Source organism: Actinoplanes sp. NPDC051343 (assembly GCF_044455125.1).
Lineage (GTDB): Bacteria > Actinomycetota > Actinomycetes > Mycobacteriales > Micromonosporaceae > Actinoplanes.
Window position 1 is genome coordinate 123,772 of the sequence record NZ_JBITEL010000016.1, and the last position, 24,152, is coordinate 147,923.

General features: G+C 70.0%; 24 protein-coding genes. 11 read left to right on the forward strand and 13 right to left on the reverse strand.

Translation table 11 applies throughout. The features are described from left to right. Window positions 1–61: 61 nt before the first annotated feature. The gene (locus tag ACIA5C_RS40355) at window positions 62–985 is read right to left on the reverse strand and encodes an HAD hydrolase-like protein (RefSeq protein WP_396064916.1); all 924 of its coding nucleotides are present in this window, start codon (window positions 983–985) and stop codon (window positions 62–64) included. On the opposite strand from ACIA5C_RS40355, the gene ACIA5C_RS40360 reads away from it, so the two are divergent. Then, window positions 893–1,105, forward strand: a complete 213-nt coding sequence (locus tag ACIA5C_RS40360) for a hypothetical protein (RefSeq protein WP_396065274.1) — start codon at window positions 893–895, stop codon at window positions 1,103–1,105. The genes ACIA5C_RS40355 and ACIA5C_RS40360 overlap by 93 nt on opposite strands. A gap of 61 nt (window positions 1,106–1,166) precedes the next feature. On the opposite strand, the gene ACIA5C_RS40365 is transcribed toward ACIA5C_RS40360, so the two are convergent. Together ACIA5C_RS40365 and ACIA5C_RS40370 are read right to left on the reverse strand one after the other, a co-directional pair. Beyond that, complete coding sequence (locus tag ACIA5C_RS40365) at window positions 1,167–2,105, reverse strand: aldo/keto reductase (RefSeq protein WP_396064918.1); 939 nt, start codon at window positions 2,103–2,105, stop codon at window positions 1,167–1,169. 25 nt (window positions 2,106–2,130) lie between these two features. Then, window positions 2,131–3,210 (reverse strand): sensor histidine kinase, encoded by a 1,080-nt coding sequence (locus ACIA5C_RS40370; protein WP_396064921.1) that lies wholly within the window; start codon window positions 3,208–3,210, stop codon window positions 2,131–2,133. Window positions 3,211–3,304: 94 nt separating this feature from the next. On the opposite strand from ACIA5C_RS40370, the gene ACIA5C_RS40375 reads away from it, so the two are divergent. The 6 genes from ACIA5C_RS40375 to ACIA5C_RS40400 all read left to right on the forward strand — a co-directional run bounded on the left by ACIA5C_RS40375 (window position 3,305) and on the right by ACIA5C_RS40400 (window position 8,544). Continuing rightward, a complete protein-coding gene (locus ACIA5C_RS40375; protein WP_396064923.1) occupies window positions 3,305–3,598 on the forward strand; it encodes a hypothetical protein in 294 nt (97 codons plus the stop codon). A 21-nt stretch (window positions 3,599–3,619) separates the two neighbouring features. Next, complete coding sequence (locus ACIA5C_RS40380) at window positions 3,620–4,048, forward strand: PH domain-containing protein (protein ID WP_396064926.1); 429 nt, start codon at window positions 3,620–3,622, stop codon at window positions 4,046–4,048. A gap of 60 nt (window positions 4,049–4,108) precedes the next feature. Beyond that, window positions 4,109–5,161: a LacI family DNA-binding transcriptional regulator gene (locus ACIA5C_RS40385; protein ID WP_396064928.1), complete on the forward strand. Its 1,053-nt coding sequence runs from the start codon at window positions 4,109–4,111 to the stop codon at window positions 5,159–5,161. Window positions 5,162–5,255: 94 nt separating this feature from the next. Beyond that, window positions 5,256–6,542 (forward strand): ABC transporter substrate-binding protein, encoded by a 1,287-nt coding sequence (locus ACIA5C_RS40390; RefSeq protein ID WP_396064930.1) that lies wholly within the window; start codon window positions 5,256–5,258, stop codon window positions 6,540–6,542. Between the two features lie 93 nt (window positions 6,543–6,635). After that, a complete protein-coding gene (locus ACIA5C_RS40395; protein WP_396064933.1) occupies window positions 6,636–7,664 on the forward strand; it encodes a carbohydrate ABC transporter permease in 1,029 nt (342 codons plus the stop codon). A gap of 1 nt (window position 7,665) precedes the next feature. Continuing rightward, a complete protein-coding gene (locus tag ACIA5C_RS40400; RefSeq protein WP_396064936.1) occupies window positions 7,666–8,544 on the forward strand; it encodes a carbohydrate ABC transporter permease in 879 nt (292 codons plus the stop codon). Between the two features lie 34 nt (window positions 8,545–8,578). Here ACIA5C_RS40400 and ACIA5C_RS40405 read toward each other — a convergent pair whose 3' ends face one another. From ACIA5C_RS40405 to ACIA5C_RS40415, 3 genes are all read right to left on the reverse strand, one after another. Next, window positions 8,579–9,931 (reverse strand): ABC transporter substrate-binding protein, encoded by a 1,353-nt coding sequence (locus tag ACIA5C_RS40405; protein WP_396064938.1) that lies wholly within the window; start codon window positions 9,929–9,931, stop codon window positions 8,579–8,581. A 72-nt stretch (window positions 9,932–10,003) separates the two neighbouring features. Further along, window positions 10,004–11,368 (reverse strand): UDP-glucose dehydrogenase family protein, encoded by a 1,365-nt coding sequence (locus ACIA5C_RS40410; RefSeq protein ID WP_396064940.1) that lies wholly within the window; start codon window positions 11,366–11,368, stop codon window positions 10,004–10,006. Window positions 11,369–11,556: 188 nt separating this feature from the next. Beyond that, complete coding sequence (locus ACIA5C_RS40415) at window positions 11,557–12,930, reverse strand: FAD-binding oxidoreductase (RefSeq protein WP_396064943.1); 1,374 nt, start codon at window positions 12,928–12,930, stop codon at window positions 11,557–11,559. 474 nt (window positions 12,931–13,404) lie between these two features. Between ACIA5C_RS40415 and ACIA5C_RS40420 the strand changes: the two genes are divergently transcribed. Then, complete coding sequence (locus ACIA5C_RS40420) at window positions 13,405–16,128, forward strand: cellulose binding domain-containing protein (RefSeq protein WP_396064945.1); 2,724 nt, start codon at window positions 13,405–13,407, stop codon at window positions 16,126–16,128. Window positions 16,129–16,290: 162 nt separating this feature from the next. Next, window positions 16,291–17,436 (forward strand): lytic polysaccharide monooxygenase, encoded by a 1,146-nt coding sequence (locus tag ACIA5C_RS40425; RefSeq protein WP_396064947.1) that lies wholly within the window; start codon window positions 16,291–16,293, stop codon window positions 17,434–17,436. Between the two features lie 24 nt (window positions 17,437–17,460). Here ACIA5C_RS40425 and ACIA5C_RS40430 read toward each other — a convergent pair whose 3' ends face one another. The 3 genes from ACIA5C_RS40430 to ACIA5C_RS40440 form a co-directional block, all read right to left on the reverse strand. Next, entirely contained in the window at window positions 17,461–18,081 is a 621-nt protein-coding gene (locus ACIA5C_RS40430) for an L-threonylcarbamoyladenylate synthase (RefSeq protein ID WP_396064949.1), read from the reverse strand. Window positions 18,082–18,155: 74 nt separating this feature from the next. Further along, the gene (locus ACIA5C_RS40435; RefSeq protein WP_396064951.1) at window positions 18,156–19,076 is read right to left on the reverse strand and encodes an NAD(P)-dependent oxidoreductase; all 921 of its coding nucleotides are present in this window, start codon (window positions 19,074–19,076) and stop codon (window positions 18,156–18,158) included. A 39-nt stretch (window positions 19,077–19,115) separates the two neighbouring features. Beyond that, window positions 19,116–19,379, reverse strand: a complete 264-nt coding sequence (locus tag ACIA5C_RS40440; RefSeq protein ID WP_396064953.1) for an STAS domain-containing protein — start codon at window positions 19,377–19,379, stop codon at window positions 19,116–19,118. Between the two features lie 86 nt (window positions 19,380–19,465). Between ACIA5C_RS40440 and ACIA5C_RS40445 the strand changes: the two genes are divergently transcribed. Beyond that, entirely contained in the window at window positions 19,466–20,248 is a 783-nt protein-coding gene (locus tag ACIA5C_RS40445; RefSeq protein ID WP_396064955.1) for a GNAT family N-acetyltransferase, read from the forward strand. 13 nt (window positions 20,249–20,261) lie between these two features. Here the strand turns inward: ACIA5C_RS40445 and ACIA5C_RS40450 are convergent, their stop codons facing one another. Further along, complete coding sequence (locus ACIA5C_RS40450; RefSeq protein ID WP_396064957.1) at window positions 20,262–21,710, reverse strand: peptide MFS transporter; 1,449 nt, start codon at window positions 21,708–21,710, stop codon at window positions 20,262–20,264. 53 nt (window positions 21,711–21,763) lie between these two features. Beyond that, a complete protein-coding gene (locus tag ACIA5C_RS40455) occupies window positions 21,764–22,318 on the reverse strand; it encodes a TetR/AcrR family transcriptional regulator (protein ID WP_396064959.1) in 555 nt (184 codons plus the stop codon). Window positions 22,319–22,404: 86 nt separating this feature from the next. On the opposite strand from ACIA5C_RS40455, the gene ACIA5C_RS40460 reads away from it, so the two are divergent. Then, entirely contained in the window at window positions 22,405–23,310 is a 906-nt protein-coding gene (locus ACIA5C_RS40460) for an NADP-dependent oxidoreductase (RefSeq protein ID WP_396064961.1), read from the forward strand. Window positions 23,311–23,334: 24 nt separating this feature from the next. Here ACIA5C_RS40460 and ACIA5C_RS40465 read toward each other — a convergent pair whose 3' ends face one another. Both ACIA5C_RS40465 and ACIA5C_RS40470 read right to left on the reverse strand, forming a co-directional pair. Continuing rightward, window positions 23,335–23,784, reverse strand: a complete 450-nt coding sequence (locus ACIA5C_RS40465) for a MerR family transcriptional regulator (protein WP_396064964.1) — start codon at window positions 23,782–23,784, stop codon at window positions 23,335–23,337. Then, entirely contained in the window at window positions 23,781–24,113 is a 333-nt protein-coding gene (locus ACIA5C_RS40470) for a hypothetical protein (RefSeq protein ID WP_396064966.1), read from the reverse strand. The genes ACIA5C_RS40465 and ACIA5C_RS40470 overlap by 4 nt, the downstream gene beginning before the upstream one ends. Window positions 24,114–24,152 lie beyond the last annotated feature (39 nt).

A 24,152-nucleotide genomic window follows, 5' to 3' on the forward strand; every position in this document is an offset into this window, starting at 1 on the left:
CGACCTACGTAGCGCAGAGTAGTACGTCCATCACTATGGCGGCTAGGTTGAGCGGACGAGCCTAGAAGATTCGCTGTCCAAGTAGGTCGATCAACTCCGATGGATTTTCGCAGACCGCGACGGCGCCAGCATCCGTCAGTTCGCCGGGCTCCGCATACCCCCAGCTGACGCCGACGCAATCGATCCCGTGCTGCCGCGCGCCCGCCACGTCGTACTTCCGATCGCCGACCATGACCGCGGAACCGCTGTTCAGGCGGCCCAGTGCCGCACCGACTACAGCTGCCTTGGTCGGTCGTCCGGCCGTCGGGGTGTCACCGCAGACATCGTTGATCAAAGGTCTCCAGCCCTGCTTCTCAACGATCATCCGGGCTACGGCCTCCTGCTTACTGGTGGCGATCGCGATCCGCAAACCGACGCTGGCCAGATCGTGCAGCAGCTCGAAGATTCCGTCGTACGGGGTGGTCAGGAGCCAGCCGGTATCGGCATAGATGCGGCGGTAGACCGGAATGATCGCCGCAGCCGCGTCGGTGCCGACCAGTGGCGGCAGGGTCGCGTACATCGGCGGGCCGAGAAGGCTCCGGTCGACGCCGGCGGTCGGCTCGGGAATGCCGAGCTCGGCCATGGCTGCTCGCAACGAGCTGAGGATGCCGTCGGCCGAGTCGACCAGCGTGCCGTCCAGGTCGAGCAGAATCGAGTCCAACGAGGCTGAGGCGTTCACCGCGCCATTATTCACTCGGCACGGAACGTGATCACCATGGCCACGCCCGGGGTGCGGGCCTCGGCGACGCCCGGCCGCCGTGGGCCTCGGCCAGCTGGCAGACGGTACAGAAGCCGAGTCTGACGCCGTCCTTTCCACCAGCGGCGAACTGGGTGAACCGCCGCCTGCACCGCCGTGACAGTCGAGCAGCTGGTCACCCGGCGCGCCGACGACGACGCGAAGCTGGTCGCCGAGGCCTCCCGCAGCCCCGACGACCGCGAATTCCACGTGATCCCGGTGACACTGCTCGCCGACCCCTCCTTCCTCGACGACCAGACGCGCACGCGGGTGGTCCACGCGGTCGAACGGGAGTGCGCGGTGAGCCGCACGGTGGAGCGCGGCGCCTAGGGCGGACTGGTGATCGACGTAGATCGATGCCCTGCGACAGACGCCTGCGGAACGCCGTTCTTCAGTCGAAGATGGAGCCGATCTCGGCGAAGAGGTCGTCGTCCAGCGGCCGGGACAGGGCGTCCCGGACGGCCTGCCACTGGGCGGCGGTGCTGGGGGCCACGATCGGCGCGGTGACGACCGGGTGCGCGCGGAGCCACGCCAGGGCCAGGCCGGCCGTGCTGACGCCGTGCGCGCGGGCCAGATCGCGGAGGCGGGCGACCCGGGCGAGGTTCGCCGGGGAGTGCATGCCGGCATAGAACAGATCGCCGGCCAGCGCGATGCGGCTGCCCGCGGGCGGCGCCGGGCGGTCCAGGTAGCGGTCGGAGAGCACGCCGCCGGCCAACGGCGAGAAGGCCATGTAGCCCATTCCGGCCCCGGTGATCAGGGGGAGCAGGTCGCGTTCGTCGGAGCGGTCGAGGAGGCTGAAGCCGTTCTGCACGAACACCGGGCGGGGCAGGCCCCGCTTGTCGGCCTCGGCGAGCAGCGACTCGAGGAGCCGGGCGTCGACGTTGCTGACGCCGTACGCCCGGATCTGCCCCCGGTGCACCGCCTCGGCGAAGGCCGTCAGTGTCTCCTCGATCGGCGTCGACGGGTCGGGCGCGTGCGACATGTAGAGGTCGACGCGGCCCAGGCGCTCGATGCTCCGGGCCAGTTGTCGGCCGATGTTGACGGCCGACAGGTCGAGGCCGACCTTGGTCTGCACCACGACGTCGTCGCGCTTCTCCGTCGCGAGCCAACGGCCGACCACCCGCTCGCTCTCGCCGCCGGCGTAACGGTCGGCGGTGTCGACGACGCGGATGCCGAGTTCGTAGGCCTCGGAAAGGCGCGACCGGCCCTGGCCGGCATCGAGGCCGAGCCCGCGGGTGGATTCGGCGCTGCCGATCCCGCCGATCCCGCCGGCGCCGAAGATGAACTCGGTGATCTCGACTCCGGACGCGCCGAGCGGGACGGATCGCATCGGGCGAGCGTAGCCGGGCGGCGGCTCAGTGCTTCGCGTTCTCGAAAGTGACGACCATCGCTACGCCTGGGTCCCGGGCTTCGGCGGACGCCCGCCCGCCGTGGGCCTCCGCCAATTGCCGGACGATCCACAGCCCGAGGCCGACTCCGTCCTGACCGCCGGCCGCGAACTGGGAGAACAACCGGGAGCGCAGCGACGAGGGGATGCCGTCGCCGTGATCGCGTACCTCCAGGCGGCCCTCGACGAGCCGCACGACGATCGGCGGCCGGCCGTACTTCACCGCGTTACCGACCAGGTTGACGATGATCTGCTCGAACCGCGCCGGGTCGACCCAGATGCGCAGGTCCTCGTCGACGTCGGCGACCACCGGGACCGCGCGGACGTACGACAGGGCCTCCGAGACCAGCCGGCACGCCGGGACGAGCTGCCGGTCGAGTTTGAGGTGGCCGGCCGTGTCGATGCGGTGCACGTCGAGCAGGTCCTCGGCCAGCCGGGTCATGCGGGCGGTGTGCCGCAGCGCGGCGTCCAGCATCCACGCGCTTGACGAGGGCACCTGGTCGCGGAGTTCCTCGAGCGCCATCTGCACCGTGGTCAGCGGCGCCCGTACGTCGTGGGCCAGGGTGCCGATCATCGCGGCCCGCCACTGCTCGATACGTTCCAGGCGTTCCCGTTCCTGGCGCAGGTGGCGGGCGTGACCCTCGATCAGGAAGGCCACGGCGAGGGCGACCGGCATCAGGACGAACGCGCTGCCGACGACCTCCGGCGGTTGACGGGTCAGGATCAGCGGGGTCACGTACGACGCGGCGGCCGGCAGGGCATAGGCGGCGAGGATCCAGCGGGGGAAGTGCAGCGCGGCCCAGGCGTAGAGCAGGACCAGGAACGGGCCGGTGCCGGTCGCCACCCCGCCGAACGACCAGGTCGACAGGCCGAGGACCGCGAAGCCCAGCACGCCGAGGAGGGCGGGGGAGCAGCGGCGCCGCCACGGCAGCAGCAGGCCGAGCAGGGCCGTGCCGAGGTCGCACCCGGCCACGATCAGCAGCCGGGGGGCGCTGCCGGGATCGTTCACGAGGTTGAGCAGGGCCAGCGTCCCGGCCAGCAGGAACAAGGCCGCAGCCTGCCGTGCGGCGGCCTGCGGCCCGGAACCGAGAAGCCGAAAAACGCTGATATCGCCACAATATGCCATCAATACCGCTCGGCCCTTGAATCCTGACACGGAGTCGGCGGCGGCCGGGCTTGCGGGGGACGACCCGCTCGCCTTCCGGACCGTACGCACCGGGCAGCCCGAGTGGCTCGACCACAGCCGCCGCTGCCCGGCCGTCCTGGACCGGGCGCAGCACGCCGCCGAGGCGGTCACCGTCGCCGACCGCCGCGCCCATCCGTTTGGCGAAGCTGCGCTCGGCGTCCGGCGGGATCGAGTTGTCCTGGGCCGGGACCAGGGACGCGGTGAATCCTGGTGGCACCGGACGGCCGCGATCTCTCACCCGAACGTGTGAGGGCGGCCCTAAGGTGGGCGCATGCCGCTCATCTACCGCATCGGGCCGGGCCAGACCGCGGCCCTGATTCTCGTGGCGGTGGCCTGTTTCGTCCCCGCCCTCTACTTTCATCCGTCGTCCGCGGTCCGCGTGGTGCTGATCGTCGTCGCGCTGGGCGCGCTGGCCCTGGCGGCCGTCACGCGTTGGATGTTCGTGGTGGTCGACGACGAGGGCGTGGCCGTCCGATACCTGGGCCGCGAGCAGTGGCTGCCGTGGACCGAGATCACCGAGATCGAGGTTGTCGCCGGCGTGCGCGGATCGGACACGATCCGCTTCAGCCGGGCCGACGGGACGTGGGTGGACGCGCCGCCTTCGCTGCTGCAGCCGTCCCGGCCGACGGGCAAGCCGGCCGCCCGGCGCCGGCTGGAGGAGATCCGGCGGCAGATCGAATCCCGACGGGTGGAGAGTTGAGCCTTGTCGATCCGATGTCGAAGCTGCGTAACATAACCGAAATGCGAACTGGCGAGGAGCATGGCCGCGGAGGATGAGAGCGTCGTGCCGACGATGGCGGATGTCGCGCGGCTGGCGGGTGTCTCCGCCAGCACGGTGTCCTACGCCCTGACCGGCGCGCGCCCGATCTCCGCGGCCACCCGCGAACGCATCCAGCACGCCATGGACGACTTGGGCTACACGCCCAACGCCTTCGCCCGCGGTCTGAAGAGCAAGCGCAGCCGCCTGATCGCGCTGCTGTTCCCCCGCGGCGGCCGTGATCTGGGCCTGAGCACGTTCGAATACATCCTCGGGGCGTCCGACCACGCCCAGGAGCTGGGTTACCACCTGCTGCTGTGGACGACCGAGGCCGAGGCTCTGGACGAGCTCGCCCGGCTCGCCGGTCAGGGCCTGGTCGACGGCGCGCTGCTGATGGAGGTGCGGCTGCGCGACCGCCGCCTCGCGGTGCTCCGCAAGGCCGGCCTGCCGTTCGCCATGATCGGCCGGACCGCCGACCCGGGCACGCTGGACTTCGCCGACACCGACTTCGACCAGTGCGCCCGGCTGGCGGTCGACCACCTGGCCGGCCTGGGTCACCGGCGCCTCGGCTTCGTCAACCTCGACGCGTCGGCGATCGCGGCCGGGCGCGGCAACGCGATCCGGCTGCGCGACGGCGTGCTGCGGGCCGCCGCGGCCTCGCAGGTGCAGATCACGACCCTCACGTGCGAGAGCTCGATCGGCGGCGGCCGGGGCGCGCTCGCCGAGTTGCTGGCCCGCGACGCCGCCGCCACCGCGGTGATCGCGTTCAACGAGCAGGCCGTGCCCGGCATCATGAGCGCGGCGACCGACCGCGGCCTGCGCATCCCGGCCGACTTCTCGGTGCTGTCGATCGACATGCCGGCCCAGGCGGCCCTGATGACCACGCCGACCATGACGACGGTCGGCCCGACGGCGGCGGTGATGGGCCGGGCCGCCACGGCCATGCTGATCGAGCGGGTCGAGGGCGGGACGAGCGGCGCCACCCAGATGCTCTTCGACGGCGAGCTCGTCCTGCGGGAGAGCACCGGCCCCGCTTCAGATCACGACACAGCGTAGATCGCCTGTGACCGTTGACACACGCTGAACGGCCGACTTAACGTGCTCGAAATAGTCGAATCGAATCGATGCTTTTGCCAGCGGAGGGATCGACATGCGCAAGAAGGGGATCGCTCCAGCGGTTTGCCTGCTCAGCACGGTCGCTGTACTTGCGGCGTGCGGCGGGAACGGCGGCAGCGGGGACGACGCCGCCAAGCAGGGAGCCAACGCCCGGGGCCCGATCACGTTCGTGACCGGTAAGGACAACAGCGGCATCATGCCGTACATCGCCGATCAGTGGAACAAGGCGCACCCCAACGAGAAAGTCACCATCAAGCAGCAGAGTGATCAGGCCGACCAGCAGCTGTCGGACCTGCAGCAGCACTTCCAGGCGAAGGACCCGGGCTACGACGTCGTCACGGTCGACGTGGTGTGGAGCGCCGAGTTCGCCGCCAAGGGCTGGATCATCCCGTTGGAGGGGCAGTACGCGCTGGAAACGAGCCAGTTGCTGCCGGCGACCGTGAAGGCCGCCACCTACAACGGCAAGCTCTACGCCGCGCCGTACGCGTCCGACGGCGGTCTGCTCTACTACCGCACCGACCTGACCAAGACGCCCCCGACCACCTGGGACGACCTGATCAAGCAGTGCGACGGCAAGACCACCTCGGGCACCATCACCGGCCCGAAGCCGGGCTGCTACGCGGGCCAGTTCGCCAAGTACGAGGGCCTCACCGTGAACGCGGCCGAGGCGATCAACGCGGCCGGCGGCCAGATCGTCGGGCCGGACGGCGTGACACCGCAGGTCGACTCGGCGCAGGCCGCGACCGGCCTCGACTTCCTGGTCAACGGGTTCAAGCAGGGCTACATCCCCAAGCAGGCCCTCGGCTTCCAGGAGACCCAGAGCCTGAACGCGTTCCAGGCCGGTCAGCTCATGTTCATGCGTAACTGGCCGTACGCGGACGCCATCCTGTCCGGCAAGGACTCGAAGGTGGCCGGCAAGTTCGCCATCGCCCCGCTGCCCGGCCCGTCCGGTCACGGCGCGTCCAGCCTCGGCGGCCACAGCCTGGGCATCAGCGCCTACTCGAAGTACAAGGCGACCGACCTCGACTTCCTGAAGTTCATCGAGTCGGACGACATCCAGCGCAACGACCTCAACCAGGGCACCCTGGCCCCGGTCGTGACGGCGCTGTACAGCGACCCGGCGCTGGTCAAGAAGTTCCCCTACCTGCCGACCCTGCTGGCGAGCATCCAGACCGCGGTCCCGCGTCCCGTCACGCCGTACTACCCGGGCGTGACCGAGGCGATCGAGACCAACGCCTACGCCGCCCTTCAGGGCCAGGTGAGCACCAAGCAAGCGCTGACCAACATGCAAGCGGCAATCAAGTCCGCGACCGCCGGCTGACCGAGCCGGCTCTTGCGATCCGGGCCGCCGCCGACCAACGGCGGCGGCCCTGGCGGGGATATCGGACGGCGCTTATTCCGCTAGGAGCAACTCATGACTCTCGCCGGCCAGGTCGAAGAGAAAGTCATCGAAAACGAGGGCAGGAACGGTGGCAAGCGCCGCCGCCCCCGTCGCACCAGCATCAACCCGGGTGAGAGCCGCCGGGCGTGGACCCTGATCGCGCCGGCCATTCTCCTGCTGATCCTGATCGTCGGTTATCCGGTGATCAAAGCCATCTACCAGTCGTTCCTGACCGACCCCGGGCTCGACAAGTCGACCGGCTTGTTCAACCAGGGCAACGCCTGGAACGGCATCACCAACTACACGCACTGGCTGGGCCAGCGCTGTGCGGTCGCCGGTGGCGGCACCCAGTCCTGTCCGTCCGGCACGCTCGGCTCGCAGTTCTGGGGGTCGGCCGGCGTAACCCTCGGCATCACCGTCGTGGCCTGCACCATCGAGACCGTGATCGGGATGGGCTTCGCCCTGATGATGAACCGGGCGTTCCGCGGCCGCGCGCTGGTCCGGGTCGCCATCCTCATCCCGTGGGCCATCCCGACCGCCGTGACCTCGAAGCTGTGGCAGGTCATCTTCGACCCGCAGGGCATCCTCAACAAGATCCTCGGCACCCAGTTCGCCTGGACCTCCGAACAGTGGCCGGCCCGCTCGGCGATCGTCATCGCCGATGTCTGGAAGACCACCCCGTTCATCGCCCTGCTCATCCTGGCCGGACTGCAGAGCATCCCCGAGGAGACGTACGAGGCGGCGCGCATCGACGGCGCCAACGCCTGGCGACGGTTCACCAGCGTGACGCTGCCTCTGGTCAAGCCCGCGCTGGCGGTGGCGGTCATCTTCCGCGTGCTCGACACGCTGCGGATGTACGACCTGCCGGCGATCCTCACCGGCGGCGCCAACGGCACCACGACCAGCTCGATCCTGGTCGTCAAGCAGCTGACCAGTGGCGTGAACTCCGCTTCGGCGCTGTCCACGATCACGTTCGTCCTCATCTTCGCCATCGCGCTGGCCCTGGTGCGGCTGTTCAACGCGAACATCGTCGGTGCCCAGACCGGCGGAAAGGTGAAGTGAGATGGCGACGATAACCGCTCCCGCCACGGTCGTTCCCGAGGCGCGCAAGCCGTTCAAGTGGGGCAACGTCGGCACGGTCGCCGTGATGGTGGTCATCATCCTGTGGTGCCTGGCGCCGTTCTACTGGATGTTGGTGCTCGCGTTCCGCGACAACCAGGCGACGTTCTCCACCGACGTCTGGTTCAGCCACGTCACGTGGGACAACTTCCGGTACGCGTTCAACACGCAGTACAACACCTTCGGCCGTTCGCTGCTCAACAGCGTGATCATCGGCGGGGTGGTGACCGCGCTGGCCATGCTGTTCGGCGTGTTCTCCGGGTACGCCCTGGCCCGGCTCGTGTTCCGGGGCAAGGGCTTCGTGCTCGCGGCCATCCTGGGCGCCTCGATGTTCCCCGGCGTCGCCATCCTGACCCCGCTGTTCCAGCTGTTCTCGAGCTGGGGCTGGCTGGGCACCTACCAGGCGCTGATCCTGCCCCAGATCTCGTTCGCGCTGCCGCTGGCGGTCTACACGCTGACCAGCTTCTTCGCGGACATGCCCTGGGATCTGGAGGAGGCGGCCCGGGTCGACGGCTGCACGCAGGGCCAGGCCTTCCGCAAGGTGATCCTGCCGCTGGCCGCGCCGGCGCTGTTCACCACCGCGATCCTGGTCTTCCTCCAGTCGTGGAACGAATATCTGCTGTCCAGCGTGCTGTCCAACGGCAAGGCCACGGTGGCGCCCTCGACGGTGGCCATCGTGAACTTCACTGCCGGGCCGCACATCGTGCCGTACACCCAGACCATGGCGGCCGGTCTGATCGTCACGGTTCCGCTGGTCATCGTCGTGCTGGTGTTCCAGCGCCGGATCGTCAGCGGCCTCACCGCCGGTGGCGTGAAGGGCTGACCCTCGCTCGTACCGGGAAAGGCCTGGCACCGCCTCAGCGGGGCCAGGCCTTCTCGATGTTGTCCAGCGTGGTCGTCGTGTCCTGGCCGTCGATCCACTTCGTCGCCTGCTTCCAGAAGGCGCCCGCGCCCACCGCGGCCGGCATCTGGTCGGAACCGTCGAAGCGGAAGACCGTCTTCGGATCGGCCAGGATGGTGGCGGCCAGCTTGTCGATCGGGCTGATCAGGTTGTTCTGGTCGAGGCCGCTGTTGGCGCTCACCCAGCCCGAGGAGAGCTTGGCCTTGACGTTGGCCCAGGTGTCCGACGACAGGTAGGTCTGGAACGCCTGCACCTCGGGCCGGCTGCTGAACGCCAGCACGAACTCGCCGCCGCCGAGCACCGGCTTGGTGTCGGTGTCCTGGCCGGGCAGATAGAACGCGTAGACGTCGCCGTCCTGGGCGATCCGGGCGCTCCTGGGCCAGCTGGCGGCGTAGAAGCTGGCCTGGCGGTGCATCTCGCACTGGTGGGAGAGGACGGGCAGCCCGGCGTCCTGGAACTTGGTGGTGGCGATGCTCCGGACGCCGCCGAAGCCGCCGTTGACGTACTTCTCGTTCCTCAGGTAACCACCGACCGCGTTCAGCGCGGCGGCCGGCTCGGGCCCGTTGAACGTGATCTGGTGGGCGACCCACTTGTCGTACTCGGCCGGCCCGTAGAGCCGGAGCATGAAGTCCTCCATCCAGTCGGTGACCGGCCAGCCGGTGGCGTCGCCGCTGCTGATGCCGGCGCACCACGGTTTCCGGCCGTCGGCCACCATGCGGTCGCTCAGGGCCTTCAGCTCGTCCAGGGTGGTCGGCACCTCGTAGCCGTGTGCGGCGAACTCCGTGGGGGAGTACCAGACCAGCGATTTGACGCTCGCGCCGAGCGGGGCGGCGTAGAACGTGCCGCCGACCGTGCCGTACGCCTTCCAGTCCCGGCTCCAGAACTGGTCGACGTTGGCCGCGGTGGCGGCCGGGGCGGCCACCGCCTTGCCGGTCGCGACGAGTTGCTTGAGCAGGCCGGGCTGCGGGACGACGGCGAGGTCGGGCGCGTGGCCGGCCTTGACCCGGACCAGGACCTGGCGTTCGAACGTGTCGGCGCCCTCGTAGTCGACCCGGACGCCGGTGCAGTCCTCGAACGGCCGGTAGGAGTTCTTCTGGGCGGTGTCCTCCGGCGACACGATGCCGGTATAGATCTTGACCGTCCGGCCGGCGAGATCACCGAACTTCTTGTACGGCGTACAGTCGAACGCCGCCGCCGAGGCGGCCGGCGCTGAGACGTGGTCGTCGGTGGTGTCGCCGCAGGCCGTCAGGCCGAGGACCAGGCAGGCGCTGATGGCGCCGGCCCGCGCCACGCTGTTTTGGCCGAACATATGAAACGACTCTAAACGTGCAAAAGCCACGAAGGGCCGGATCGTCCGATCCGGCCCTCCGCCGATCCGGGGTCAGCCCGAGATCGCCAGGTAGCGGTAGCCGAGGCGGGTCATGCGGTCGGCGTCGAGCGCGTGCCGGCCGTCGAGCAGGATCGGCGTACGCATCAGGCCGACGAACTTCGACCAGTCCATCTCCAGGTACTGCGCCCACTCGGTGACCAGCACGACCGCGTCGCAGTCGTCGAACAGGCCGTCGATCGTCTCGCTCAGATGCGGGGCGAGTTCGGGCTGCTCGCGCTTGAACCGCTCGCCCGCGATCGGGTCGTGCAGCTTGACCCGGGCACCCCGGGCGACCAGCAACTTGGCGATGTCGATGGCCGGGGAGTCGCGCAGGTCATCGGTGTTGGGCTTGAACGCGATGCCGAGCAGGCCGATCCGCCGGCCCTTGAGGATGCGCAGCTCGTCCTGCAGGCGCTCGACCGCGATCTGGCGCTGCCGCGAGTTGACGTCGCGGGCCGCCCGCACGATCGGCATCTCGTAGTTGTATTCGCCGGCGGTGGCGATCAGGGCCTTGGTGTCCTTGCCGAAGCAGGAGCCGCCCCAGCCGATGCCCGGCTGCAGGAAGCGCGAGCCGATGCGCTGGTCGAGGCCGATGCCCCGGGCCACCTCGGTGATGTCGGCGCCGACCTTGCCCGCCAGCTGGCCGATCTCGTTGACGTAGCTGATCTTCAGGGCGAGGAACGCGTTGGCCGCGTACTTGATCAGCTCGGCCGACGCCAGATCGGTGGAGACCAGGGGGACGGCACCGATGTCGTCCGGGCGGGGCAGGAATCCGGGCGCGGTGAAGGTCTGGTTGATGATCGGGCGGTAGAGCTGGTTGAGAACCTCGAGGCTTCGGGGGTTGTCCGAGCCGATCACGATGCGGTCGGGGTAGAGCGTGTCGTGGATCGCATTGCCCTCCCGGAGAAACTCGGGATTGGACGCGACCGCGAATTCACAACCCTCGGGACGGTCTTCGCGCTGCGCGAAGGAGTCACGCAGAATCGCGTCGACCCAGTTACCGCTGCCGATGGGAACGGTCGACTTGTTGACGACCACGGTGAAGGGGTGATCAAGATGCTGGGCCACGGTCTCGGCGGCCGACCGAAGATAACGCAGGTCGGGACTGCCGTCGGCCGAGGACGGGGTCTGCACGGCCACGAAGACGACGTCGGCGCCCGGCACACCCTCCGCGAAACTGGTCGTGAAACGCAGGTTCGCCGAGGCCTCGGAGAGCAGGTCCTCCATGCCCGGCTCGTAGATCGGGCAACGCCCGGCCCGGAGCATCTCGACCTTGTTCTGATCGATCTCGACGCAGGTCACGTCGTGTCCCAGGAAGGCGAGACTGACCCCGGTGGTCAGACCGACATATCCGGTGCCGACAACGCAAACCTTCATGTATCCGCTCCTCTGCGCGCCTGTGGGCGGCCGGCCCGGCCGCCGGTCGTCAGGGGGACCCGCAGGCACTCGCGTCGCTCCCGTAAACAACGCCAGATGATACACATTGCCGGCCGCGTGACCCGGTGCCGAAAAGCGCGTGACCATCCAAACTACGCCGAGTAAACGAGGAACGCAGGGTATTCACATCATTCCCCCGGGTCGCCGATCACTTTTCCGGGATTGAAAAGGTTTATTGGATCGAACGTCTCTTTGACGGCCCGTTGCATGGCCAGCACCGAGGGCGACAATTCCCGGCGCATTCCACCGCGTTTGAGCAGCCCGACGCCGTGTTCGCCGGTCACCGTGCCGCCGGCCCCGATCGCGGCCGCGAGAATCTCCTCGAACGCCGCCTGCGCCGCCTCCCGGGCCGCGTCGTCGCCGGCCGGCACCATGATCAGCGGGTGCAGGTTGCCGTCCCCGGCGTGCGCGATCGACGCGATCCGGACGTCGTGCCGCGCCCCGATCTCGGCGATGCGGCTCAGCATCTCCGGCACCGCCGACCGCGGCACGCAGACGTCCTCGGTCAGCACGGGGGAGAGCCGCTCCAGCGCCGGATAGGCCAGGCGGCGGGCCGCGAAAAGGGCCTCGGCCTCGAACTCGTCGGTCGACTGCTCGGCCCACGTCGCGCCCGCACTGCGGAACGCGTCGGCCATCGCGGCGGCCTCCTGTTCGCCCGCGGCGCCCGGGCTGTCGATCTGGGCGAGCAGCAGCGCCTCGGCGTCCGCCGAAAGGCCCAGGTGCTTCCAGTCCTCGACCGCCCGCAGGGTCATCCGGTCGAGAAGCTCCAGCGCGGCCGGCAGGAGACCGCGGCGGGTGGTCTCGGCCACCGCCCGGCCGGCGGCCACTACGTCGGCGAAGGCACCCACGACCGTACGCGGGGACTCACGGCGCGCCGGGCGCAAGCGGACCGTGATCTCCGTGATCACACCGAGTGTGCCTTCGGACCCTACGAAGAGTGCCGTCAGGTCGTAGCCGGCCACACCCTTCGTAGTGTTGTGCCCGAGCCGCACCGCGGTGCCGTACTCGCCCGCCGGACCGCCGACGACCGCCTCCAACGCCAGCACGTAGTCGCGGGTCACGCCGTACTTCAGGCAGCACAGCCCGCCGGCGTTGGTGGCGACGTTGCCGCCGAGCGTCGACCAGGGCGCGCTGGCCGGGTCGGGCGGGTACCAGAGGCCATGCTCGGCGACCGCCGCCTTGAGATCGTCGTTGACCACGCCCGGCTGCACGACCGCGACCATGTTGTCGGTGTCGATGCGCAGGATCCGGTTCATCCGGCTCAGGTCGAGGATCACGCAGCCGTCGACCGCGTTGGCCCCGCCGGAAAGACCGGTGCCGGCGCCCCGGGTCACCACCGGGATGCCGCGGCGGGCACACTCCCGCACGACCGCCTGGACCTCGGCCGTGGTGCGGGCCCGCACGGCGGCGACCGGCTTGCCGACGGCGGCCCACTCGGCCTCGTCGTGGGCCAGCGAGGCGAGAACATCGGCGTCGGTGACGGTATCGATCCCGGGGAACATGGTCCCGAACCTACGCCGCCGAGGTCGTAACGGCACCGCCAAGATCAGCCGCGGGTCGTCGCAACGACGGGCCGGCTTGGCGCCCCGGTCGGGGCGACCGCCTCGGTGGCTGAGCGGTCGCTGACCGGGGCGCCGGGGTCGACGTTCGGTTCGCCCCCCGCGGGCGCCGTGTCGGCCCTTCGGCCCGACTCGCCCCGGCGGGCCGCCGCGTCCGTGGCCCCGTGGCCGATGCCCTCGGATGCTGTGCCCGCCGCTCGGCCGGCCGTCCTTGGGGCGCCGTGGCCGCGGCGCCCCAAGGACGGCTTCTCGAGGAGGGTCCATCGGCTCCCGCCGCCTCGTTGGGAGCGCTCCCATAATCGACGTGGAGATCGGTCGATGTCAACACGAAGTTTCCGGGGCTTGACAGGGGTATGACGCGGGCCGGACGCTCTTGGGAGCGCTCCCATCTTCACGCGCATCAATGGAAGGTGCCGAATGAGACGGTCCAGCATCGGCGCGACGATCGCCGCTGTGCTTCTGGGAGCGACGACTGCCCTTGTCGTGGCCCATCCGAACGTGGCCACGGCGGCCGCCGCGGAGTCCTACACCTGGAAGAACGTCCGGATCGACGGCGGCGGATTCGTGCCGTCGATCGTCTTCAACCCGGGCGAGAAGAACCTCATCTACGCCCGCACCGACATCGGCGGGGCGTACCGGTGGAACGAGTCGACCCAGAGCTGGACCCCGCTGCTCGACTGGGTGGGTCAGGACAACTGGGGCTACAACGGCGTGCTCAGCATTGCTCCCGACCCGGTGCAGACCAACCGGGTCTACGCGGCGGTCGGCATGTACACCAACGACTGGGACCCCAACAACGGCGCCATCCTGCGCTCGTCCGACAAGGGCAACACCTGGCAGATCACCAAGCTGCCGTTCAAGAACGGCGGCAACATGCCGGGCCGCGGCATGGGAGAGCGGCTGGCCGTCGACCCGCACGACGACAGCCACGTCTACTTCGCCGCCGAGGGCGGTAACGGTCTGTGGCGCAGCACCGACTACGGCGCGACGTGGGCCCAGGTCACGAACTTCCCCAACGTGGGCAACTACGTGCAGGACCCGAGCGACACCAACCACTACCTGGACCAGAACCAGGGGCTGACCTGGGTGACGTTCGGTGCCGCCAACCAGATCTATGTGGGTGTCGCCGACAAGGCCAACCCGGTCTACCGCTCCCTCGACAACGGAGCGACCTGGCAGCGCATCGCGAACGAGCCGACCGGCTACCTCGCGCACAAGGGCGTCATCCAGGGCAACTACCTCTACATCGCCACGAGCGACACCGGCGGCCCGTACGACGGGGGCGCCGGGCAGGTCGAACGGCTCGACACCACGACCGGCGTCTGGACCGACATCTCGCCGACCAAGGCCGCCGACTCGCCCTACTACGGCTACTCCGGACTGACCGTCGACACGCTGCACCCCGGCACGCTGATGGTCGCCACCCAGATCTCGTGGTGGCCCGACGCGATCTTCTTCCGGAGCACCGACTACGGCGCGACCTGGACCCGCATCTGGGACTTCACCAGCTACCCGAGTGTCTCCAAGCGCTACACCATGGACATCTCGGCCGACCCGTGGCTCGACTTCAACACCAACCCGCAGCCGCCCGAGTCGACGCCCAAGCTCGGCTGGATGAACGAGTCCCTCGCGATCGACCCGTTCAACTCCGACCGGATGCTCTACGGCACCGGGGCCACGCTCTACGGCACCACCCAGCTGACCAACTGGGACAAGAACACCACCTTCACGATCAAGCCGTTCGCCAAGGGCATCGAGGAGACCGCGGTCCTCGACCTCGCGAGCCCGCCCAGCGGCGCCCCGCTGGTCAGCGCGCTCGGCGACATCAGCGGCTTCTACCACGCCGATCTCGACGCGGTGCAGCCCAACTTCCACGACACACCGAGCCTGACCAGCAACACCAGCCTGGACTTCGCCGAGCTCAGCCCGACCTTCTTCGTGCGGGTCGGCAACGCGGACGCGGCGCCGCACATCGGCATCTCCAACGACGGCGGCAAGACCTGGTATCAGGGTCAGGAGCCGTCCGGCGTCAGCGGCGGCGGCACGGTCGCGGTCGGCGCCGACGCCAACGCGGTCGTCTGGGCACCCGCCGGCACCGGCGTCTACTACAGCACCACGCGGGGCAGCACCTGGACGGCGTCCTCCGGCCTCCCGGCCGGGGCGCTCGTCGAATCGGACCGGGTCAACCCCAAGACCTTTTATGCGTACGCGGCGGGCAAGTTCTACACCAGCAAGGACGGCGGGGCGACCTTTGCCACTTCGTCGGCCGCCATGCCCGCATCCGCTGGCGTACATCTGAAGGCCGTGCCCGGCGTCGCCGGGGAGGTCTGGCTGGCCGGAAGCACCGGTCTGCTCCGCTCGACCGACTCGGGGGCCACGTTCACCGCGGTGTCGTCGGTGACCTCGGGGATCAACGTCGCCTTCGGCAAGGCCGCTCCGGGCGCGAGTCACATGGCGGTCTTCCTGGTCGGCACGGTCGGCGGCGTGACCGGCGTGTTCCGCTCCGACGACACCGGCACCTCCTGGGTGCGGATCAACGACGACGCCCATCAGTACGGCAACGCGGGCGAGGCGCTGGCCGGCGACCCGCGGATCTACGGCCGGGTCTACCTGGGCACCAACGGCCGCGGCATCCTCTACGCCGACCGGCAGGGCGGCACGGTGACCACCCCGCCGACCACGAAGCCGACGACCCCGCCGACCACGCCTCCGACGACCCCGCCGACCACGCCTCCGACCACGCCTCCGACCACGCCTCCGACCACGCCTCCGACCACGCCTCCGACCACGCCTCCGACCACCCCGCCGACCACCCCGCCGACCGGTGGCGCCGGCTGCACCGCGACGTATTCGATCACCGGATCGTGGGGCGGCGGCTTCCAAGGTTCGGTGACGGTCAAGAACACCGGTACGGCCGCCACCAGGTCATGGACCGTCGGCTGGACCTTCACCGCCGGTCAGACCATCACCCAGTCGTGGGGCGGCACCGCCACCCAGTCCGGCACCGCGGTGACGGTCAAGGACGCCGGCTACAACGCGGTCCTCGCGGCCGGCGCCAGCACCACCGTCGGATTCCTCGGCAACCTGCCCTCGACCAGCAACCCCGTCCCGTCCCCGGTCACCTGCACACCCGCCACCTGACAACGCACCGAGATGGGCGAGGTCCGGGCGCGGGGACGCCCGGACCTTCGCCGCATCGCAGAGGAGGTCCCCGACAGTGAGCGCCTCACGGCGTACGGAAATCGGCGTCGCCGTCCCCGGCGCCGGGCCATCCCTCTTTCCCCTGCTCTGGAAAGGCCGACGATGAGACTCCTGCGATATGTGGTGGTGGCGCTCCTGGCCGTCACGGCCGGGCTGCTGATCGCGCCCAACGCCGCCTCGGCGCACGGCGCCATGATGATGCCGGGCAGCCGCACCTACCTCTGCTACCTGGACGGGCACGACCCGGTGACCGGCCAGATCGTCCCGCACAACGCCGCCTGCGCGGCCGCGGTCGCCAAGAGCGGCCCGACCTCGCTCTACAACTGGTTCGCCGTGCTCCGCTCGGACGGCGCCGGCCGGGTGAGCGGCTTCCTGCCCGACGGCTCGCTGTGCAGCGGCGGGACCGGCGGCCCGTACGACTTCACCGGCTACAACCTGGCCCGCAACGACTGGCCGGTCACCCACCTGACCTCCGGGTCGACGATGGAGGTCGACTACAACGACTGGGCGAAGCACCCGGGCACGTTCTCGCTCTACATCACCAAGGACGGGTACGACCCGACCAAGCCGCTGGCCTGGAGCGACCTCAATCCGACGCCGTTCTCCCAGTCGACGAACCCGCCCGCCAACGGCGGCCCGGGCAGCGACACCGGCCACTACTACTGGAACGCCACGCTGCCGTCCGGCAAGAGCGGCAAGCACCTGATCTACTCGGTGTGGTCGCGCTCGGACAGCACCGAGACGTTCTACGGCTGCTCCGACGTGGTCTTCGACGGCGGGCACGGCGAGGTCACGGGCGTCGGCTCCGGCGGCACCACGACGCCGCCGACCACACCGCCGACGACGCCTCCCACCACGCCGCCGACCACCGGCCCGACCACGCCGCCCACCACCGGCCCGACCACGCCGCCGACCAGCAACCCGCCGACCAGCAACCCGCCGACCTCCGGCGGCTGCCTGGCGATGTACTCGGTGGACAGCACCTGGAGCGGTGGCTTCCAGGCGACGGTCATGGTGCACTCCACCGACACGGCACTGAGCCACTGGACGGTCAGCTGGACCTGGCCCGGCGCGCAGACGCTGACTCAGGCCTGGAACGGCACCGCGACCAGCAGCGGCTCACTGGTCAGTGTCAAAAACGCCAGCTGGAACGGCACCGTGAAGGCCGGCGACTACACGACGTTCGGGATTCTCGGCAACGGCACCGCGCCGCCCAGCGTCAACAACCTCAGCTGCAGCACTGCCTGATCCCGGCGGACGAGCCCGTCCCGGTCACTCGAACCGGGACGGGTCGCCCGCGCCGACCCGCAACACCTCGGCTTCGCCGTCCGAGAAGTCGATCACGGTGGTCAGTTCGGTCCGGCCCTCGCCGTCGTCGACCACCGCATCGAGTACGTGATCGAGCGTCTCCTTGATCTCCCAGCCCATCGTCATCGGCTCCTCCTGGCCGGGCAGCAGCAGCGTGGTCGACACCAGCGGCTCGCCGAGTTCGCCGAGGAGGGCCTGCGCCACCGCGTGGTCCGGGATGCGTACCCCGACCGTACGTTTCTTGGGGTGGAGCAGGCGCCGGGGCACCTCGCGGGTGGCCGGCAGAATGAACGTGTACGGCCCGGGCGTCGACGCCTTGACCGCCCGGAACGACGCGTTGTTGATCTGCACGAACTGTCCCAGCTGGGCGAAGTCGTGGCACATCAGCGTGAAGTGGTGGCGGTCGTCGAGGTGGCGGATCTCCCGGATCCGGTCGAGGCCCGCTTTGTTGCCGATCCGGCAGCCGAGCCCGAAGCACGAGTCGGTCGGGTACGCGATCACGCCGTCGGCCCGGACGATGTCGATGACCTGCCGGATCGCGCGGGGCTGGGGATTTTCCGGATGTACGTCGAAATACTTCGCCACTCCGCCTAGCTTAGGTGCCACCTGATCACCGCCGGCCGTGTCCCCTCGCTTTCCCGCCGCGGCGCGGGCCGGCTTCAGCTCGGCGGCCCCGCCACGTCGGCACTGCCGGCGCCGCTCCGGCTGCTTCCCGACCGCGTACCGCGCTCGGTTCGCGCCGCTATCGCCGTGACCACCGCGGCCATATCGGCCGTGCCGTGCCCGAGCCGCTCGGTCTCGGAGAACAGCTCCTCGCAGACGTCGAGCAGCGGCGAGGCGATGCCCCGCTGCCGGGCCGCCCCGGTGATCAGCCGGTTGTTGTAGTGCACGTCGGCGATTGCCGCCTGCACCGGGAAGTCGCGGTCGACGAGCATGTCCGCCTTGCCCCGCGACACGAAGCTGGCCATCGGGCCGGCGTCGAGGACGTCCCGCAGCAGTGCCGGATCGAGCCCGTGCCCCTCGGCGAAGTGGAACGACTCGGCCAGCCCGGCCACCATGCTGATCAGGAACGTGTTGACGGCCAGCTTCATCAGCAGCCCGTTCGGCACCGGCCCGCAGTCCACCGCCTGCCGGCACATCGGCGTGATGAGTTCCCGGATCCGTTCGCGGTCGCTCTTCTCGCCGGCCACCATCGCGACGAGCTGGGCGTTCTCGGCCGGCACCCGCGACCCGGAGACCGGAGCCTCGAGGTAGCGCCCGCCGGCCTGGTGGACCGCTTCGGCCAGCCCGGCCGAGTAGTCGGGCGAAGTCGTGCCCATGTGCACCACCGTGTGGTCGCGGACCAGCCGCTCGAACTCGCCGGCGCCGCGCCCGAGCACCTCGTCGATGACGTCCCCGTTGGCCAGCATCATCAACACGGTCTCGGCCTTCTCGAAGACCTCGCTCACGCTCCCGGCTTGGTCCGCCCCGTCGAGAGGCGCCCCCGACCGTGTCCACGTCACCAGTTCGGCACCGGCGTTGACCAGGTTGGCCGCCATCGGCCGGCCCATGACTCCCAGCCCCAGAAATCCCACTGTCATGGCCGATACGGTATGGCTCGGCCGCCCCGGGCCGCAGCCCTAGACGATGAGATCGCCCAGGCCGACCAGGCGCAGGAGCCGGCCCAGGTTGCGGTTGGGCCGGGCCAGGGTCAGCCGCCGGCCGTCCTGGCGGACCCGGCAGGCCGCCGCGGCCAGGGCCCGCAGGCCCGCGGCATCGATGAAGGTCAGTTCGCTGAGGTCGACGACCAGGTCGCGGTCGGTGCCGAGGCCGCTCTCGAGGGTCCGCTCGAAGGCCGCCATCGTCGCCATGTCGACCTCTCCACGCGGATGCAGTGTCGTCATACCGGAACAGCGCGCGAGGGCCGTGATGTGTTACACCTGAACTTTGGCCCCTGGGAAACGACTAACAGGTTATGCAGACGCCATCCGTGACCGAGGCCATCGAGGCCGACTTCATGTACGAGTACGGCCGGTGCGCGCCGGTGGACACCCTGGGCGTCGGACTGGCCCGGATCGGCGGCGGGGTCGCCGTGTCGATGCGCAACGACCCGACCCGCTACTGGAGCAAGGCGCTGGGCTTCACCGCGCCGATCACCGCCGACCTGATCGACGAGGTGCTCGACTTCTATCGCAAGGAGGGCAACCCGCACGCCGTCCTGCAGATCGCGCCCGACCGGATACCCGCCGACTGGGCCGGGATCTGTGCGTCGCGCGGCATCCGGGCCGGGTCGGAGTGGGTCAAGCTGGCCGCCTCGATCCGCGACATCCCGCCGGCCGCCGAGGGTCCGCTGCGGGTCGGCCGGGTCACGGTGAAGGACGCCGACGAGTGGGCCGGGCTCGTGACGACCGCCTTCGGCATGACCGCGGCCGGACTTCCGGAGATGTTGGCGGCCACCGCGGGAGACCCGCGCTTCCAGCCGTACGCCGTCCGGGCCGGCGACAGCATCGTCGCGGGCGGCAACCTCTTCATCGCCGGCGACGTCGCGTCGCTGAATGCCGCCGCGACGGCGCCGGAGTTCCGGGGCCGCGGCGCGCAGACCGCCCTGATCCACGCCCGCATCGAGGCGGCGCGGGCGGCCGGCTGCCGCATCGTCGTCGCCGAGACCGGCAAGCCGGAGCCGGGCGAGAACAACCGGTCGCTCAACAACTTGCGGCGGGCCGGCCTTCAGCCGTGCTATCCCCGGCGCAACTGGATCTGGTCGGGCGGATAGACGGCCCGGTCCGTCACCTGACTCCTCCCATCAGCCGGCTCAGGGGGCGGCTGATGGCGAGGAGGATCAGGCCGAGCACGACGGCGATCGCCCCGAGGATCCCGAAGTACGCGACCTCGTGGTCCTCGCTGTAGTAGGTCGCCAGGGTGCCCGACATCGCGGTGCCGAGCGCGACCGACAGGAAGAACAGGGCGACCATCTGGGTCTGGAAGGCTTTCGGCGCGAGCTTGGTCGACAGCGACAGGCCGACCGGCGAGAGCAGCAACTCGGCGATCGTGAAGACCAGGATGATGCCGGTCAGCCCGAGCAGCGGCACGCCGCCCGGTCCGGTGCCCGAGAACGGCAGGAACAGCAGGAACGCCACGCCCATCACGATCGTGCCGGCGGCGAACTTGACAGGCGTCGAGGGCTGCCGGCGGCCGAGCCAGGACCAGATCGCGGCGAAGACGCCGGACAGCACGATGATGAAGACCGGGTTGATCGACTGGACCCAGGAGACCGGCATGGTCCAGCCGAAGAGATCGCGGTCGAGCCGCTTGTCGGAGTAGACCGTGACAACGGTGAATTGCTGCTGATAGAGCGACCAGAAGGCCGCGCTCGCGATGAACATCGGGATGAACGCATAGACGCGCCGCCGCTCCGTCGCGTCGACCTTCGAGGACGTAATGATAAGTCCGAAATAGGCGATCGCCGCGACGATGCTGAGGACGACCACGACGGTTGACAGATGAGCGGCCGGAATCAGTCCGGCGAACGCCAGTGCGGCGACGACCACCACGACCGCGGCCGCGACCACGATGATCCAGGGGCGCCGGGCCCGGGGCAGCGGATTGGCGACCTCGCGGGCCTTGCCGGTCAGTCCGCGGCGTCCGATGGAGTACTGGAGCAGGCCGATCGCCATCCCGACCGCGGCCAGGCCGAACCCCCAGTGGAACCCCTCCTCCTTCTGCAGCAGCCCGGTCAGCAACGGCCCGACCAGCGCACCCAGGTTGATGCCGAGATAGAAGAGCGAGAAGCCGGCGTCGCGCCGCTCGTCGTCCGGCTCGTAGAGCGTGCCCACGATCGCCGTCGCGGTCGCCTTCACCCCGCCGCTGCCCAGCGCGATCAGGATCAGCCCGGCCGCGACACCGGCCAGGCCGGGTATCAACGCCAGGCACAGGTGCCCGCACATGACCAGGATCGCGCTGAAGAACAGCACCCGTTCCGGCCCGAACAGCCGGTCGGCCAGCCACGCGCCGACCACCGTGGCCAGGTAGACCGACCCGCCGTACGCCCCCACGATGCTGGTCGCCGTGTCCTGGTTGATGCCGAGGCCACCGCGCGACGCCTCGTAGTACAGGTAGATGAGCAGGATGCCCTGCATGCCGTAGAAGGAGAACCGCTCCCACAGCTCGACCCCGAAGAGGTTGGCCAGCACGCGCGGTTGCCCGAAGAAGGTCCGCTCCTGCCTGAGGTCCGTCATAGCGCCTGACTACCCACTCGTTCCCGATCCGCACCGGTCGATTGCCGGTTGACCTACGGCCGGGCGACGTCCAGGAGGTCCTGCCGGGCGGCGGCCAGCAGGTCGGCGAAGTCGGAGTCGTCGCCGAGGATCCAGCGTCGGGTGGCCAGCCGGAGGATGGCCGAGCCGACGTCGGTGGCCAGACTCGCCGTCTGGTCGTCGTAGCCGCGGCGGACCAGGGCGGCGACGAGTTTCTCGGACAGCGTCACCATCTTGATCAATTCGCGCTCCTGCAGGGGCGGGCTGGCCGCGATCACCGCGGCCCGTTCGATCAGGAACTCGCGGGGGCGCAGCACCTGCGGCGTCGACGCGAAGGCCGCCAGCAGCGTCGGCAGCGCGCCCAGCCCGTCCGGCGCGGCTTCGATCGCGGGGAGGTAGCAGGCCTCGAGGTCGTCGTCGCCGAAGAGCACCTCCCGCTTGTCGGTGAACCAGCGATAGAAGGACCGTTCGGTCAGGTTCGCCCGCTGCGCGATCTCCGCGACCGTCGTGCCGTCGTAGCCCTGCTCCCGGAACAGGTCCAGCGCCGCCCGCTCCAGCCGCCGCCGCGTGTTGCCCTCCCACCGTGCCATGCCCCGATCATAGTGACGACAGATTCTGTCGTGAGGGTGTAGCTTGCGTGACGACAGATTCTGTTGTCGCTTCGAAGGGGACAACCATGCGCGCACTTCGCTTCCACTCGTACGGAGACCCGGCCGACGTGCTGCGGCTGGAGGAGACGACACCGCCGCAGCCCGGACCCGGCCAGATCCGGATCGCCGTCGAAGCCTGCGGGCTGACCCCCGCGGACTGGGCCATCTGCAGCGGAATCCACACCGGGGACCTCCCCCGCGGCATCGGGCTGGAGGTGGCCGGCACCGTCGACTCGCTCGGCCCCGGCGTGACCGGCGTCAAGATCGGCGACCCCGTCTTCGGGCCGGCGGTGTACACCGGGCCGTCCGCCGGCGCGGCCGACAAGGCCCTGCTCAACGTCTGGTTCCCGCGCCCGGCCGGACTGGGCGCGATCGAGGCGGCGGCCCTGCCGATGGCCGTCGAGACCGCCTACCGGGGCATCGCCGCCCTCGGCGACGTGTCCGGCCGGACGGTGCTGGTCAGCGGTGCCGGGACCACGATCGGCATCGCCGCCGCCCAGATCGCCCGGCGGCTCGGCGCCCGCGTCATCGCCAGCGCCGGCCGGACGTACGCCGGCTTGTTGCGCGACGCGGGAGCCGAGGTCGTCGCGTACGGCGAAGGCCTCGGCGGGCGGGTGACGACGCTGGCCGGCGGCCCGGTCGACCTCGTCTTCGACAGCGCGCCCGCCGGAACCATGCCGGAACTGCTGACCACCGTCACCGACCCCGCCCACATCGTCACCATGACCGACTTCGCCGCACTGAAGAACCTCGGAGTACGCAGCACCGACATGAACCTGCGCTACGACGTCCTCGGCGAGTACGCCGAACTGGCGGCGCAGGGCGGCTTCACCATCCCGATCGCCGCGACCTATCCCCTCGAGAACTGGCGCGAGCCGCTGGCCGTCAGCCGCTCGGGGCAGGCCCGCGGCAAGCACCTCCTGATCCCGTGACCGGGATCGCGGCGACCAGCGCGGTCAGCGAGAGTCGGTATCGGCAGCTCCGGCGGCGATGGTGGCGATGGTGGCGAACGGGATCGGGCAACATGGCTGCCCGGCGCAGCTGATCAGGTCGTCGCAGCCGGCGTCGGTGGCGGCCCGCAGGTTGCCGGCGATGATCTGCAGATCGGCGATCTTCGCCTCGACCTCGGCCAGTTTGGCCCGCGCGCGGGCCTGCAGCCCGGCGTCGGCCCGCCGGTGCCGGCGCCGGCCGGCCTCGAGCAGGTCGGCGACCTCCTCCAGGGTGAACCCGAGCCGCTGCGCCGCTTTGATCACCCTCAGCACTGTTACTGCCTCGGCCGGGTACAGGCGGTGCCCGCCCGGGCTGCGCTGCGGCTCCGCGAGCAGGCCCCGCCGCTCGTAGTAGCGCAGCGTCTGCGGGTTCACTCCGGCGGCGGTGGCGACCTCGCCGCTGCGCAGCCCGCTCACGCCGCCATCCCGGCGGCGGCCCGATCGGCGAGCGCGTTCAGGACGTCGACGCGGGCTGCCGGTACCCGCACGTCGACGCGGACGGCGTCACCGTCCGGGGCGAAGGTGAACGAGAAGAAGGAACAGCACGAAGTCTCCCGGGCGGTCAGATCCCGGGCCGTGGCCTCGGCGGCCTGGTCGAGCCTCCACCGCAGCTCGGTCGGCGAGAGCCGCTGCTGCCCGCGTAGCGCGGTCGCGAACAGCTGATCGAATTCCGCCTGCCGCAGTGGCCGCTCGACGGTCGGCAGGGTGCACGCTTCCGGCACCCAGGCCTGGTCATCACCGGTCATGCCACGACGGTAAACCTGTACCTCAGGACCGGATGCAAG